At 53.1% G+C, this 14,842-nt stretch carries 14 protein-coding genes and 1 tRNA gene; 13 read left to right on the top strand and 2 right to left on the bottom strand.

The features are described from left to right. From HOJ08_07395 to HOJ08_07355, 9 genes are all read left to right on the top strand, one after another. A complete protein-coding gene (locus tag HOJ08_07395) occupies positions 1-1,005 on the top strand; it encodes a hypothetical protein (GenBank protein MBT5673257.1) in 1,005 nt (334 codons plus the stop codon). 84 nt (positions 1,006-1,089) lie between these two features. Further along, positions 1,090-3,033, top strand: a complete 1,944-nt coding sequence (locus HOJ08_07390) for a hypothetical protein (GenBank protein ID MBT5673256.1) — start codon at positions 1,090-1,092, stop codon at positions 3,031-3,033. A gap of 96 nt (positions 3,034-3,129) precedes the next feature. Next, a complete protein-coding gene (locus HOJ08_07385) occupies positions 3,130-3,885 on the top strand; it encodes a DUF1223 domain-containing protein (protein MBT5673255.1) in 756 nt (251 codons plus the stop codon). Positions 3,886-3,927: 42 nt separating this feature from the next. Beyond that, positions 3,928-4,314: a response regulator gene (locus tag HOJ08_07380; GenBank protein ID MBT5673254.1), complete on the top strand. Its 387-nt coding sequence runs from the start codon at positions 3,928-3,930 to the stop codon at positions 4,312-4,314. 85 nt (positions 4,315-4,399) lie between these two features. Further along, a complete protein-coding gene (locus HOJ08_07375; protein MBT5673253.1) occupies positions 4,400-4,735 on the top strand; it encodes a ribosome-associated translation inhibitor RaiA in 336 nt (111 codons plus the stop codon). A 29-nt stretch (positions 4,736-4,764) separates the two neighbouring features. Then, positions 4,765-7,449, top strand: a complete 2,685-nt coding sequence (locus HOJ08_07370; protein MBT5673252.1) for a disulfide oxidoreductase — start codon at positions 4,765-4,767, stop codon at positions 7,447-7,449. Next, positions 7,449-7,865: an RNA-binding S4 domain-containing protein gene (locus tag HOJ08_07365; protein MBT5673251.1), complete on the top strand. Its 417-nt coding sequence runs from the start codon at positions 7,449-7,451 to the stop codon at positions 7,863-7,865. Before HOJ08_07370 ends, HOJ08_07365 begins: the two co-directional genes overlap by 1 nt. Before the next feature lie 68 nt (positions 7,866-7,933). Beyond that, positions 7,934-8,278, top strand: a complete 345-nt coding sequence (locus HOJ08_07360) for a ferredoxin family protein (GenBank protein MBT5673250.1) — start codon at positions 7,934-7,936, stop codon at positions 8,276-8,278. Between the two features lie 267 nt (positions 8,279-8,545). Next, positions 8,546-9,502 carry a histone H1-like repetitive region-containing protein gene (locus HOJ08_07355; GenBank protein MBT5673249.1) on the top strand — a complete coding sequence of 319 codons (957 nt, stop codon included), beginning with the start codon at positions 8,546-8,548 and terminating at the stop codon, positions 9,500-9,502. A gap of 119 nt (positions 9,503-9,621) precedes the next feature. On the opposite strand, the gene HOJ08_07350 is transcribed toward HOJ08_07355, so the two are convergent. Together HOJ08_07350 and HOJ08_07345 are read right to left on the bottom strand one after the other, a co-directional pair. Continuing rightward, on the bottom strand, positions 9,622-11,148 hold the full coding sequence (locus tag HOJ08_07350) for a M48 family metalloprotease (GenBank protein MBT5673248.1): 1,527 nt from the start codon (positions 11,146-11,148) through the stop codon (positions 9,622-9,624). Beyond that, entirely contained in the window at positions 11,145-11,954 is an 810-nt protein-coding gene (locus HOJ08_07345; GenBank protein ID MBT5673247.1) for a thermonuclease family protein, read from the bottom strand. Before HOJ08_07345 ends, HOJ08_07350 begins: the two co-directional genes overlap by 4 nt. 138 nt (positions 11,955-12,092) lie before the next feature. Between HOJ08_07345 and pip the strand changes: the two genes are divergently transcribed. From pip to HOJ08_07325, 4 genes are all read left to right on the top strand, one after another. Further along, entirely contained in the window at positions 12,093-13,127 is a 1,035-nt protein-coding gene (gene pip, locus HOJ08_07340; protein ID MBT5673246.1) for a prolyl aminopeptidase, read from the top strand. Between the two features lie 92 nt (positions 13,128-13,219). Next, positions 13,220-13,702, top strand: a complete 483-nt coding sequence (locus HOJ08_07335) for an acyloxyacyl hydrolase (GenBank protein MBT5673245.1) — start codon at positions 13,220-13,222, stop codon at positions 13,700-13,702. A 50-nt stretch (positions 13,703-13,752) separates the two neighbouring features. Further along, positions 13,753-13,829, top strand: a tRNA-Arg gene (locus HOJ08_07330). 103 nt (positions 13,830-13,932) lie between these two features. After that, positions 13,933-14,832: a site-specific integrase gene (locus tag HOJ08_07325; GenBank protein MBT5673244.1), complete on the top strand. Its 900-nt coding sequence runs from the start codon at positions 13,933-13,935 to the stop codon at positions 14,830-14,832. Positions 14,833-14,842: the final 10 nt, after the last annotated feature.

The raw sequence follows: 14,842 nt of genomic DNA, 5'->3' as shown, positions 1-14,842 counted from the left end.
ATGACCACTGAATCCCCTAAAGGGTCCCCCCTTAAAGGCATCCGTGCCTGGGCCTTGACAGAAGGCCATATCGGCATGGAAATTCAGGCCCGCGCTTTGGCCGAAGCGCTGGGTTTGGATGTGGAAACGAAGCGCGTCCCGGCACCCTTTTGGGGTTTTTTGCCAGCACCCTTATGGCCATCCCCACTGCAATATTTGCCCCAGAATGCGGATTCCCTAACCCCACCCTGGCCCGAAATTCTGATCACCTGTGGGCGGCGCAGTGTGCCTGTGGCACTGGCTATTGCCCGTGAAAGCCAAAAGGGTGGGGGCGTAAAAACTTTCACCATCCATATTCAGAATCCAAAGGTTGATCCGGCAAAATTTGATCTGGTGATCGCCCCGGCCCATGACAGGCTTTCGGGCGAAAACGTTATTAATTGTCTGGGGTCCATCCACGGTTTGAACCCGGAAATACTGTCTGCGCGCGGGGTTGATGTGGCACCGCGCTTTGCTGATCTTGCCCGCCCTCTTGTGGTGGCAATGATCGGCGGCCCAACCCGTGCCTATGATTGGGGACTTAAAGACATGGAACGTTTGGGCGAACGTTTGAAAGCCCTTGTGGTGGCTCATGGGTTTGGCCTTGCTGTGGTGCCATCGCGGCGCACGGGGGCTAAAAATCTGGCCGCCTTGAAGGGCGCGCTTGAAGGCACCGGCGCATCAATTTGGGGCGGGGTGGATGACAATCCATATCCGGGCATTTTGGGCCTTGCGGAATATCTGGTGGTGACGTGCGATTCCGTCAACATGGCCTGTGAAGCGGCAGCATCGGCAAAGCCGGTTTATGTGGCCATGATGGGCGATGGGTCTGATCGCATCGATGCGTTTCACCATGAAATGCGGGAAAAAGGCCACACCCGGATATTTGAAGGCATCCTTGATCCAAAATGGCACCCGGCCCCCCTTTTGGAAACGCCCCGGATGGCCGATGAAATCGCATCCCGGTTTCTGGCATCACGGGACTAGCCGAGCGCCCCCCTGACTTGATACAAGTAATAAGCGGAGAAATAATACGAGGGCCCAAATTGGGCCTCTCATGGGGGCCTGAGCATGGCGCTGAATATTGAAACTTTCACCAATAAGGGCTGGCGGCCCGGCAACAATGCTGGTGGGAGCACCTTGTTCAAGGCCTATGGCCATCCGCTGACAGCAGATCTGGCGCGGAAATTTCTGGTGGGCCTGTCGGCGATGGGCGCGATTGCGATCTACGACCCCTTGGGACAAGCCGAACATTTCAACAGCTTTTATAATTTGGGCGCCTGTGATATCGCCGGTGTGTTTGTCCAAAATCTGGATGATGTGGACACTGAAATTTTGGGGATCACCGCCCGCCCGGTGACTGAGCTCATTGATGCGCAATGCCGGGTTGTAATGATTTGTGCCTTTGACGCTGATGTGATCGCGGCCAACATCGCTGATCTGGTGCCAGCGGGTGTTGAGGTTGTCAGTTTCGATAATTTTCGCCTGCCAGATGACATGTTAAGCGTGTCCAAAAATTATCTGGACCCGTTGAATTTCGCGACGAATTTTGGCGTGCTCATGGAAGGCGATGGCCATCACACGCAAATTTCATCGGCCAACTATTGGGGGACTTACGGCGCCACCGATCCAGCACTTTGGCTTTCGTTGTTTGATGAAGATGGCAAACAACTTGCGCAATGGATTGAACCCTTGCCCGGCCCCGGCGCGGTTTACACCCTTGATTCTGTGGAAATCAGGGATCGTTTTGGGCTCGGCGATTTTACAGGTTCGCTGTTTATGCATGCCATCCGTATCAAGGGCCACGATGTCATGAAATACGTGGTGGACACCTACAGCGATGACGACACCCATTTGTCCGGCACCCATGATGCCAATGCCTGGCCGGCCGATTTTTATGCTGGCCTGCCCGCACCCGATGCCGGGGAACAGGTGACGTTGCTGATCCAGAACAGCCATCCCGTTGATATTCCCGGCGGTGAAATCGGGCTTGGCCTTATGGGGTCCCAGGATGTGCATTTGATCAAAGATGTTGTGCCAGCCTTTGGAACTTATTCGGTTGATATCGAAAAATTTCTGCCCGATGCGGCCTGGCCAGACCAGATTGAGGTCAAGGCGGGGCGCTTTTTTGTGCGCCCCCGCTACACCGCCACCGATAAATCCGGGCGCATCCGCTTCGGGCATATGAATGTGGAACGCACGGATCTGGTTGCGGATGAAAACATTCCAAAACTAGGGAAAATCATGGGCAAGGGCTATATCCTGCCCATGCCGGTTTTACCTGTCGCCGATTTTTTCACCGAACTGTTGCCCACCCCCATGACCACGGCACAATCTGAACTGCCCATTGCCCTGGCTGTCTATGATGCCGATGGCACAGAGATTGCCCGTGAATTTCTGGGCTGCATCCCACGGCGTACCAGCAAATCCATTGATATGGATGCCTTTTTGAAAGGGGCACAAAAACCCCTTTCTGCGGGCTATGGCCATATGGAATTGCACTATGATTTTTCTGATGGGGGGATGGCCGATGGGTGGCTGCATGCGCTGGTGCGGTTTCAGGCGCGCAACGGCGGACACCGGGCAGAAACAACCTTTGGGGCCCATATTTACAACACGCCCACGGTGTATCGGGATGAACCTCAAAGCTACACCAAACGCCCGCCGGGATTGACGACGCGGTTGTTCTTGCGCCTGGCACCTTCGAGTATGGACACGCTTTGCCACCTGATTTATCCCGCCTCCCTGCCATGGCGCCCGGTTTCTGCAACCCAACTGACCGCCTTCTCAAGCGATGGCAAAGAACTGGGCTCAAAGGAGATCAACATCCCGTGTGGTGGGAGTTCTCTATGGCGAATGAGCGAAATGTTTGATGCCGATATTGCCAATGCGGCGGGTGGGGGTTATGTGGTTATCCGGGACACCACGTGCCGCTTGTTTGGCTATCATGGCCTGATCCGGGGCGATATCCAAAATGGCGGCGCTTTCAGCCTCGATCACGCATTCGGGTTCTAGCGGGTCACATCTGATTCAGTGTTCACCACAGGATGTTCACCAAAGTGTGAACCCAATTGATTGGCAGAATTGACAGGCCAGCATTAGGTTGGGGTTATGGCTTATTTTGTTGTTCGGTTATGTTCAGTTTTTCTTGTGGCGGCACTTGTGTTTGCACGCCCCGGCGTTGCATCCAGCCCAGCTTCGGGCGCGTCCCCAGTCGTGGTGGAATTGTTTACATCCCAATCGTGCAGTTCGTGTCCACCGGCCGATAAATTATTGGGCGAGCTTAAGGGCATCCCCGGGGTTTTGCCCCTTTCCATGCATGTCGATTATTGGAATGCGCTGGGGTGGCGTGATCCCTGGTCAAAACCAAAAATAACAAAACGCCAGCGCGCATATGCAAATGCGTTGGGCAATCGATATGTTTCAACCCCCCAGGCCATCATCAATGGCCACGCCCATGCGGTTGGATCAAACCGTGCCCAGATATTGGCCCTGATTAAACAGGCCAGAAAAACCCGTTCCATTAATGTCCACCCGCGCCTTGTCATGGCCGGGCCCCATTCTGTATCGGTCAGTATTGGTGCCGGGAAAGTTTCCACCCCTGCGACCCTTTGGTTCATCACCTTTGATAATCGCCATAAGGCCAACATTGGTTCCGGGGAAAATGCCGGGCAGGTGATCACCTATACCAACGTCGTGCGCAGCCTCCGGCCTGTGGGGACGTGGGCGGGCAAACCCATGACCGTGAACATCGATCTCACCCGGGAACGGAAGATGGGGTATGATAATTGTGCCCTGTTGGTTCAGGCAAAGGGGTCTGGGGAAATTCTCGGGGCTGCAACCCTTGCTATGGCTAAATCCCGTTAAGAAATGTTTCTGAAAACCGGGGGGTAGCGAAAGTAATATTCGATGATAGAAACTGCTCAAAAAATCCGTTTGCTGATCGTTGATGACGATGTGGATATCTGCGATCTCATGTGCTTGATCGCCGAAGAAGCAGGTTTTGATGTTGCTTCTGCAAATGATGGCCGGGGCTTCAGGGCCGCATTCAATGAACACACCCCCGATCTTGTGACGATGGACCTTGCCATGCCCGATTGCGATGGGTTGGAATTGATGCGGTTTATGGATGAAGAGAATTATGGCGGCGACATTATTGTCGCCAGTTCCCATGATGAAAAAATGTTGAAACAAATTCGGCCTTTTGGAGAAATGCTGGGCTTGAATATTCGGGCCGTGCTGGGAAAACCATTCAAAAGCGAGGAATATCGGTCTCTGTTGCTCCCCCAGTTATAAGAAAAAATCCATCACTTGTTGCGGGCTGTTCAGGGGGTGCTAGACTTCCCTCAGGGGTTAAAGCTGCTTAAATCTGGAGGTGCCCATGACCATGTCCGTGCAAATTACATTTCGTGATATCGATCACAGTGATGCTGTTGATGACCGTATCCGGGAACATGCTGAAAGGCTGGAGAAAAAATTTGGTGAACGGGCAACCAGCTTGCATGTGACCCTTTCCGCCCCCCATCACAGTGCAAATAAGGGCAGGCTCTATCAGTTCACGCTGGAATTTGTTGTGCCCAAGGGCGAAATTGTGGTTCGCCAAGGCGATGGTCATGGTGCCGATCATTCTCACGAAGACGTCTATGTTGCGCTTCGCGATGCGTTCAAAAGTTTGGAACGGCGCACACGGGATCATTTTGACAAATTGAGCACCTGATCGATAGATTTGGCAGTGGCTAATATTTGATGTTTGAACCTGAAAACAACCCCCTGAACAATCAGGTTCAAAGTGATGTTCGCGCCAGATTTGGCGCATCAGGGGAACCGCGGGTTACGGCCGTGCTGGGCCCCACCAATACGGGCAAGACCTATCTCGCCATTGATCGGATGATGGGGCATGTCTCAGGGATGATGGGATTCCCGCTTCGGCTTTTGGCACGGGAAAATTACGAACGCGTTGTGGCCATCAAGGGCGCGGACAAGGTGGCGCTTGTCACGGGTGAGGAAAAAATCATTCCGCCTAATGCGTCTTATTTCCTGTGTACCGTAGAATCCATGCCCCTTGATCGTAAAGTGGCCTTTTTGGCCATTGATGAAGTGCAATTGGCCGGTGATCCGGAACGGGGTCATATCTTTACCGATCGCATTCTCCATGCACGCGGCTATGGGGAGACCATGTTTTTGGGGTCCGACACCATGGCACCCATGATCCGCCAATTGGTGCCGGGATGTGAATTTATATCGAGACCCCGGTTTTCACGCCTTTCCTTTGTTGGTTCCGACAAAATTACCAGATTGCCCCCGCGCAGTGCCGTGGTGGCTTTTTCTGCGGCAGAGGTTTACGGCATTGCAGAGCTGTTGCGCAGAACCCGTGGTGGTGCTGCGGTGGTGATGGGCGCGCTGAGCCCGCGCACACGCAATGCCCAGGTCGCAATGTTTCAATCGGGTGAGGTGGATTATCTGGTGGCTACCGATGCCATTGGCATGGGCCTTAACATGGATGTCACCCATGTTGCCTTTGGGCAGTTGCACAAATTTGATGGCCGCAAACGCAGGATGTTGACAGGGGCTGAATTTGGTCAAATCGCGGGTCGTGCAGGGCGGCACATGAATGATGGCACCTTTGGCACTACCTCAGAAACCGGTCAGTTTACCGCCGAAATGGTGGAAGCAATTGAGGGTCACAATTTTGAAAAAATTCGAGCGATCTATTGGCGAAACAGCGAATTGAACTTCGGCTCACCCCAGGCCTTGCTAAGGGCATTGAGCAGACCGCCCCCGGCACCGGGCCTTTTGGGGATGCGGCTTGGGCCGGATCATCTGGCCCTTAAAACCTTGGCTGCAGAACCCGAAATCAGGGCCACGGCCACAAATGCCGATCGTGTCCGATTGCTATGGGAAGTCTGTCAAATTCCTGATTTCCGGGGTCGATCCGGTGGCCAGCATGTCAATTTTCTGAGTTCGGTATATCGCGCCATTGGTGCCGGCGGCGTGCTTTCCGATGACTGGATTGCACGCAATGTGGACCGGATGGATCGCACAGATGGTGACATTGAAACCCTGACCGGGCGGATCGATCAAATTCGGACCTGGACCTATATCTCGCAGCGCACAGATTGGATGCGCGATGCGGTTGATTGGCGGGATAGGACCCGTGCCATTGAAGATAGATTGTCCGATGCTCTGCATGACCGATTGACCCAACGCTTTGTGGATCGGCGCACCACGGCGCTTGTGAAGGGCATGAAGTCCCAAGAAGAGCTTGTGACCAGCATTGAAGAGGATGGTCGTGTAAAGGTCGAAGGACATTTTGTTGGGCGTCTTGATGGCTTGCGGTTCAGGGAAGACATGACCTATGGATTGTCCGATGGTGATCTGGCCCGCAAGGCAGTTCGCGGTGCTGCACAAGCGGCGCTCAAACCTGTCATTGCGGCCAGGCTTTTGAAAATTCTTGATGCACCATCAGGCGATTTTCGCCTTGCCGATGATGGCTTTATTCTTTGGCAAGGACGCGGCATTGCCACCCTTGCTCCGGGGCGTGACATTCTGTCACCCGTTGTTAGCCCTGTATCAAGTGAGCTGTTGTCTGCAAAAGATACGGCAGTCTTGGGGGGCAAGCTTACCGCGTGGTTGTCAGCCCATCTGGAGCGAAATCTTGGTCCTTTGATGCGCGCCCGGGCGGGGGCCTCGAATGACGCCATTTCAGGCCCCGCCAGAGGCATTTTTTTCCAGCTTGCCGAAGGCTTGGGCGCGGTGGCGCGCGGGGACGTTGAAGCCCTTGTTCGCTCTCTTGACCCCAAAGGTCGCAAGGCCCTTGCTGCGGCCGGGGTGCGAATGGGGACAAAAACGGTGTTCATTGATGCCATGGACAAAGGCCATGGGGTCAGGCTTCGGGGTCTTTTGTGGGCCAATCATCATAAACCGACCTTTGGTGATGCCAGATCAGAGATCAGCAAACGCATTAGAACATTGATCCGATCCGGACCAACCATAGCCCTTGCCGCCCAAGACCCTGTTTGGGAAGACGCATTTTGCCTCGCGTGTGGCTACGTCTTGCTCGGCCCCCGCCTGTTATCGTGTCCCCGGACAGAAATTCTGGCATCCACCGCCCGGAAACTGGCTCGCCAAGGTGTGTTTTCACCGACCCTGGAACTGGGTCGTTTGGTGGGCGGTGACGGGGATGATCTGGTCGGTGTTTTGTTGGCCCTTGGCTTTCAGAGCGAAGAAAGCCCCGATGGCCTTGGGTTTGTGTCGCCACAGCGAGCTAGGCGAGCCAAGCCTGAGAATCGATCCAACGCGGGCGCAAAAAGGCGAAGCAAAACAAGTGCACAACGCCATAAGGCCCATAAGGGAAGCGTGCCAGCAGTGGATGAACATTCACCCTTTGCCAAGCTACGGGAAATCAAATTCCCCCAAAAAGGGCCTAAATAGTGGCTGCTGATACACAGCGGGTCGACAAATGGCTGTGGCATGGGCGCTTTTTCAAAAGCCGTTCAAAGGCGGCCGGGCTTTGTAATGATGGCAAATTGCGATTGAATGGCGAACGGGTCGGAAAGGCCCGTGTCTTGGTGCGTTTGGACGATGTTTTGACCTTTCCCCAAGGCCCCCATATCAGGGTTGTTCGCATTATTGCGATCAGCACGCGGCGTGGCCCAGCACCCGAAGCCCAGGCACTGTATGAAGATTTGTCCCCGCCAATGGATAAAAAAAGCAAAACCGACGCCCTCAATGGGGCCGGTCGTCGCGATCGGGGTGCGGGCCGGCCAACCAAGGCGGATCGCCGGGCCATAGACCGTCTCAAAGATGTCTGGAAAAGGATTTCCAGGAGAGGTTCAACGGACTCTTGAGCGGGCTTGCAGGTGAGCGCGGCCTGTGATACCCAAGCGCCTGAATTGGTTTAAAGGATAAAAAGCCTATGACATATGTCGTTGTTGATGCCTGCATCAAATGCAAATACATGGATTGCATCGAAGTTTGCCCTGTGGATTGCTTCTATGAGGGCGAGAACTTTTTGGTGATTAATCCCGATGAATGCATTGATTGTGGCGTGTGCGAGCCAGAATGCCCGGCCGAAGCAATCCTGCCGGACAGCGAAGGCGGTCTTGAAAAATGGGTGGAAATTAACCAGAAATATGCTGCAATTTGGCCCAATATCACACGCATGGGCAAACCGCCTGCAGATGCCGATGACTGGAAGGACGTCAAAAACAAGTTTGATGCCCATTTCAGCCCCAACCCTGGCAAGGGAAATGCCGATTAAGGCGATATTTGGCTGCTCTGGAACTCGGCGCTAAATTGTGATATAGGTTGGCCAAATTTTCAGGCGAGAATGACCTATTTTTAAGGATATGCATACATTCTAAGACGCATGGGGGCTGGCCCGTGGATTAAGGCCAGCTTTTGCTTTGTGTCACTCACTGAGCATCACGCACAGCAAATGATGGGGTGCGAAGCAAAATACTTTTCCCGTATCTCGTAATTCCAACCGCCTCGGATTTTTTATGTTTCCGACAAGATCGAGACCAAGATGGTAAAAAAGACGATAAAAAAGCCTGCAGTTAAAAAGACAGCAGCTAAAAAACCAGCAGCGAAGAAGCCCGTCGCCAAGAAGCCTGTGGCTAAAAAGCCCGTCGCCAAGAAACTTGTGGCGAAGAAGCCAATCGCTAAAAAAACTGTGGCCAAAAAGCCCGCAGCGAAAAAGCCGGCAGCGAAAAAGGCTATAGCGAAAAAGCCAGCAGCGAAAAAGCCAGCAGCGAAAAAGGCTGTCGCTAAGGCTGCTGCGAAACCAGCGCCCAAGGCCGCCGCCGCTCCAGTTGTCGTACCGGCGCCTGCGCAACATAGTCCTCAGCGCCAAATGGCCCACCAGAGGCAGACGCATCAAAGACGCAATGCCAATGCGCCAGAGCAAAAGGCAATTATTATTATGCCGCCGCCACCGAAAACGCCGTTGCCCAAAAAGATCGGCGATTTTGCGAGCGGTGATTATGTGGTTTATCCGACCCATGGTGTTGGTCAAATCACGGCCATTGATGATCAGAAAGTTGCCGGCCATATCCTGCGTTTGTTCGTCATTCATTTTGAAAAAGAAAAAATGACCCTTTCCATTCCGGTGAACAAAGCCAAGGAAACGGGATTGCGCAAGCTTGCAACACGATCCGAAATGGGCGGTGCATTAGAAACCCTGCGTGGGCGTTCCCGTGTCAGTCGGGCGATGTGGAGTCGGCGTGCCCAGGAATATGAGGCAAAAATTAATTGTGGCGATCCCATTGCCATTGCCGAAGTGGTCCGTGACCTTCATCGCAATGCGGGACAGCCAGATCAGTCCTATTCTGAACGCCAAATCTATGAAGCGGCACTGGAACGGTTTGCACGGGAAGTTGGTGCAGTGGAAAAGCTGGATCACGAATCGGCGATCCTCAGGATTGAGAAAATTCTGAAAAGAGAAGAAGAAGAAAAAGAAACAGAAACAGAAACAGAAAAATAGGGCAGCTCACTCGGACATCATATTTGGGGGGCTTAATGCCCCGACCGTAAATATGGGGGGCTTAATGCCCCGACCGTAAATATGGGGGGCTTAATGCCCCGACCGTAAATATGGGGGGCTTAATGCCCCCCGATGGTCACCAGCTTGATCCTTTTTCCAACGGTGAGTTTATCCTTTGGACCTAACCCGTTTATGACGCGGAAATGGTCTTCCTTTTCTTTTTCAAGCGCCATTTTCCCCGCCAGCGTTTTGACCGTGTCGCCGGCTTTTACTTTGTATAGCTTGATGCGCAGGGGCTTCCACTTTGATGCTTCGTCAAGGCTTGCTTGGGCGAAAGACTTCGCCGATTCAATGAAAGCGGGGTCTTGGCGTTTCATGGCCTTGGGCTTGGTGAGAAACATCATTCTAAATAGATTGCGCCGGTCCATGCGGACCACCACCAGCCGGACACTGCGTTGCCCCTGCTTGGTAGAAATTTTCCCTGAACCCATCGCTGCTTTCATGCCATTGATAGTCAGTTTTTTTCTATCAGCGAGCCAGGTATTTTTAGCCCAAACATTAATCAGGTAATCATAAGGTTCGCGTCTGCCTGGCTTGCTGGCCTGATCAAAAGTAAGAACCGCACCGTCCGGCCCACGCCCCATAACCTGGGTTGGGCTGTTGGCTAGATGAAAGCCTTCGGGGGCTTTGAATCGAACGCGGAGATCGGGGTGAAAAAATTCCCGCCCGCGAACGAATCCTTGATCAGGCGAATCGCCATAAATCATGCCGGATATCTTTTTCAAGAAGACCTCGCGGCCAATGATGGGGTTTGATGCAGGCGCGCCACCAGCATTTTTGGCCGCCCGGGTTACCCGCTCTATGGTTCGGGGGTGGGTGGACAGGATATCAAATTCATCAATTTTCCCCGGGGCTAAATTTTTCAGCTTTGCTGAAAGCTTGGAATGCGCGCGCAAACTTTTCAGGAAAGAAGACATGGCTTCGGGTTTGAAGCCCGCGCGTTTCAGGTATCGAATCCCTAAGGTATCTGCTTCAAATTCATGGGTCCTGGAATAGCTGCGCAGATACAATCCGGCGCCCGTGCCAACCAATTGAGCCAAGCCCCGGCTGCCGGTCAGAATACCAATTACATTGACACCCAGATTTGTAAAAACACCTTGGCTATAGCGCTGTGCGGTGTGGCGCGCGGTGATGTGGCCAATTTCATGGGCGAGCACGCCAGCCAATTCGGCTTCGGAATTGGCGATCGCCAAAAGCCCACGCGAAATATAGACATACCCCCCGGGCAAGGCAAAAGCGTTCACGACGCTGGAATTTAAAAGCGTGAAGGTGAATTTTAGATTGGGAAGTTCGGATGTACGGGCAAGAAGTTGGCCAACGGAACTGACGTATTTTTCCAGTGCCGGGTCGGGGACAATGCCACCAAAAGATTTCACCAGTTTGGGGTGCTCCGTCTGTCCAAGACTGATTTCTTCTTTTTCAGACAAGACTGAAAACATCTTGTTCCCGGTGGCAGGGTTCGTGGAACATCCCTGCACGCTGGTCAGGATAAGGCCGAAAGCCAGTGTGAGTATGGCACCATAAGCTATTCGGCGACCAGTTCGGTCCTGTGCATATTGGTGGGGCTGCCTACTGTCCGTCGTCATGGGGTGATAACCTCAATCTGTTCCATATGGGTTGCTTTTATCATGGGGCCATTAAAGGCACGAAGCCAGCCCCGAACGCGAATGTGTTTTCCTTCCAGTTGCCTGAGGTTGCGCCCAAAACGCTTTCGGAATCCGCGCAATCGTTTGCGGGGGATTGAAATTGTAAAATCCTTGCGCCAATTTGCACCAAAATTGATATAGGCCCAGCGTCGGATGACAGCGGTTTTTGTAACCTGTCCTTCAACCAGTTGAAAGCTGCCAATAAATCGTCCGGCCTTTGATGCGGGAACAATTTGGTAAAACCGCATTCCCCAAATGCCCAATTTTTCTTGCCGTGCCGCACGCTCAAGGGCCAGCATTTCAGAAACGGCGGTTTGATTGTCTGCAAAACTGTATACCCGCGCCCAGCCGTGGCGCAAAAGGGCGCCTTGTATCCAGAGACCATCGCGCACGCGTGCCAGATGCCCCAGAACCCGGCCATGGCGATCACGGCGGGCACCCCCAAAATAAACGTTGAGTTTTTTACCCATGGTTAGTCCGATCAGGGCACGCCTTGCTTCGTGGGCGAGCGGCCATATCTTAAAGCCAGCCCTGCCCAGGGGTAATTTGGGAGCCTGAATGCCCACAAGGCGTATTTCCCGCCCCGATGGGGCAAGTACCAGGGTATCGCCATCAACCACCCGCTCAACGGTGCCCGCTTTTCCCTGTTGTTTAAGGACGGTTGGCAATTGTGGCAAAGGATCGGCAGGTCTGGCAGAAGCCGGCACTGTAAAAATCAGAAAAAGGATAAGAAGCAAATAGCCCATGGAATGATTTTAGCCTTTTAAATCCGGGCGGATAGGGAAAAGAAGGCGTGGAAAGAGAGGAAACCATATCGTCTTTTGACCCATAAGGGTTGGCGACTTAAGATGGAAAAAACGCGGATAAATAAGGACCACATGCAAATTTCTCGGCGCACGGCGCTTTATCCCTCACTTGAACCCTATGCCTCGGGCATGCTTGATCTTGGTGGCGGGCACCAAATGTATTGGGAAACTTCAGGCAACCCTGATGGTCAGCCCGTTATTTTTGTTCATGGTGGCCCCGGGGCGGGCAGCCATTCCCATCATCGGCGTTATTTCAGTCCCAAACATTACCGGATCATCGTTTTCGACCAACGCGGTGCCGGGCGCTCGACGCCTCTGGGTGGCCTGATTGATAATACCACCGGGCATCTGGTTGCCGATATGGAAGCCTTGCGTGACCATCTGGGGGTGGAACGCTGGGTGTTGTTTGGCGGTTCCTGGGGATCAACCTTGGCCCTTGCGTATGGCGAGGCCCATCCAAAGCATTGCCTGGGCTTTATTTTGCGGGGCATTTTTCTCTGTCGTAAATCTGAAATTGATTGGTTTCTCTACGGCATGGGCGGCATTTTTCCCGAAGCCTGGCGCAGGTTTTCTGAATTTTTGCCAGTTGAAGAACGGGGAGATCTGTTGGCGGCCTATCATCGCCGTCTGGTCGATCCTGATGCGTCCGTTCATATGCCGGCCGCCAGATCATGGAGCGCCTATGAAGGGGCGTGTTCATCCTTGCGCCACACCCCCCCTTCAGAGGCGGCCCCTGACGAGAAACCCAAATCTGAACCCAAGGCTGAAACGGGCATAAAATCTGGCGGGGATGTCATGGCCTTCGGGATTTCCCGCATAGAGGCGCATTATTTCGTCAATGATATGTTCACACCAGAAAATGCCCTGTTGGAAAACATAGGGCAATTGGCGGGGATTCCTGCGGTAATCATCCAGGGCCGTTATGACATGGTCTGCCCAATTCACACCGCCGATGAACTGGTCCGGGCCTGGACAGCTGAAGCCTCGGCCATATCGCCTACTTGTGTACCGGAATATCACATTATTCCCGATGCCGGCCATGCGGCTTCAGAACCGGGGACCAGGGCCGCATTAATGGCAGCCACAGAACAGTTCAAAGCCTTGCAGGGATGACGCGTGCTTCCTAAGATGGGAGTATGAGTCATAAACCGGGGGCAAATACAGTGGGTGCAAAAGCAAAAATACACGTAATCGCTGCTTTTTTCATGGCGGCATTGTTTGCCTCGACCGCATGGGCCGGAGAACCGGCAAGCAAAAGTGCAGGCGATCCCGAATTTCTAACGTTTGGTGCGGGCATGTTCGACATCTCGGCCAATGATAATTCCGCTGTAATTTCAATTGAATATACCGATGACCGCCGCTGGTTATGGGCGTTGCAGCCCATGACCGGGATCATGGCGAGCATCGATGGCTCCGTTCATGCGTATGCAGGGGTTGCGGTTGATTTGTTTTTTGGCCGCCGCTATGTCCTGACCCCCAGTTTTGCCCCGGGGCTTTATCTTCAGGGCGATGGCAAGGATTTGGGCCATGTGGTGGAATTTCGATCATCCCTTAAATTCGCCTATCGTTTCGATAACCGTTCACGCCTAGGCCTTGATCTGTTCCATTTGTCCAATGCGGGCCTTGATGAACGCAATCCCGGGGCCAATCAGTTGATGCTGACCTATTCGGTGCCCTTTACCCGCTAGAATTAAGAGCTCTGGCCGGTTTCCCTCACCATGCTATATAGGGCTTATGGGGCCCCGTAGCTCAGTAGGATAGAGCACCAGATTCCTAATCTGGGGGTCAGAGGTTCGAATCCTCTCGGGGTCACCATCTCTAAACCTTGCTGCACAAGGACTTAGAGAAACGGGTCCCTCACCTTCCAAAGCCCAAAAGATCAAGCTGTCACAAATCCGTCACAACGGGGAGGCAGTTTATGGCTTCAATTCGCAAACGCGGGCGTAAATGGCAGGCTCAAGTTCGCCGTCATGGGTCCTCAGCATTGAGTAAAACCTTCTTTGAAAAGTCTGATGCACTCAAATGGGCGCGACAGGTTGAAACTGATTTAGACAAAGGGATCATCTGTACAAAGGGCCAAGTTGATCGTAATGCGACCCTTGGTGATCTCTTATCTAGGTACCGCGATAACGTCATAATCAATATGAAGAGTGGCCCAGAACAGCATTACAAAATAAATATGCTCCTTCGTGACCCCATTGCATCTCATTCTGTTAAGGCTTTGGCCCCGAGCTTATTTAGCGATTACCGAGACCGACGTATTAAGCATGTGTTGCCGCAGACAGCCCGAAAAGAGCTGGTTCTTTTTCAACGTGTTTTGAATGTGGCAATGAGGGAGTGGGGCCTGCAATTGCATCAGAACCCTCTTACTAGCGTAGAGAAGCCACCACCAGGCAAGGCAAGGGACCGCCGCCTAGAGCCCCATGAACTTACCCTCCTTATGGCCGCAACCCAACAATCCAGAAACCCAAATCTCAAACCCATGATCCTTTTCGCCATAGAGACAGGTATGCGCCTGGGGGAGCTCCTAAGCCTCAGGTGGGAAGACATCAATGTGGACAAAAGCCTCGCACTTTTACGCCATACAAAGAATGGGTGGCCCCGCACTGTGCCCCTCAGTCGCCGCGCCGTTGAAATTCTTAAAGAGCTACCAAGTACGAATGGAGAGAGGGTGTTCGCAACAACAGCTGTCCGTCGTCATATAAAATGGAACATCTGGCGGCCTGATCTAAGAGAGGGTCTGGCCCATCTGGTTGATCATATTAAGCGGCGTATTTGCGGTATTGCAAGCGCCGGGTTTCCATGGTTTTCCGTTTGATCCTTTCCCT

It is taken from the genome of Rhodospirillales bacterium (assembly GCA_018666775.1).
Taxonomy (GTDB): domain Bacteria; phylum Pseudomonadota; class Alphaproteobacteria; order SMXQ01; family SMXQ01; genus JABIXC01.
This window is presented reverse-complemented; position numbering and strand designations above follow the sequence as displayed.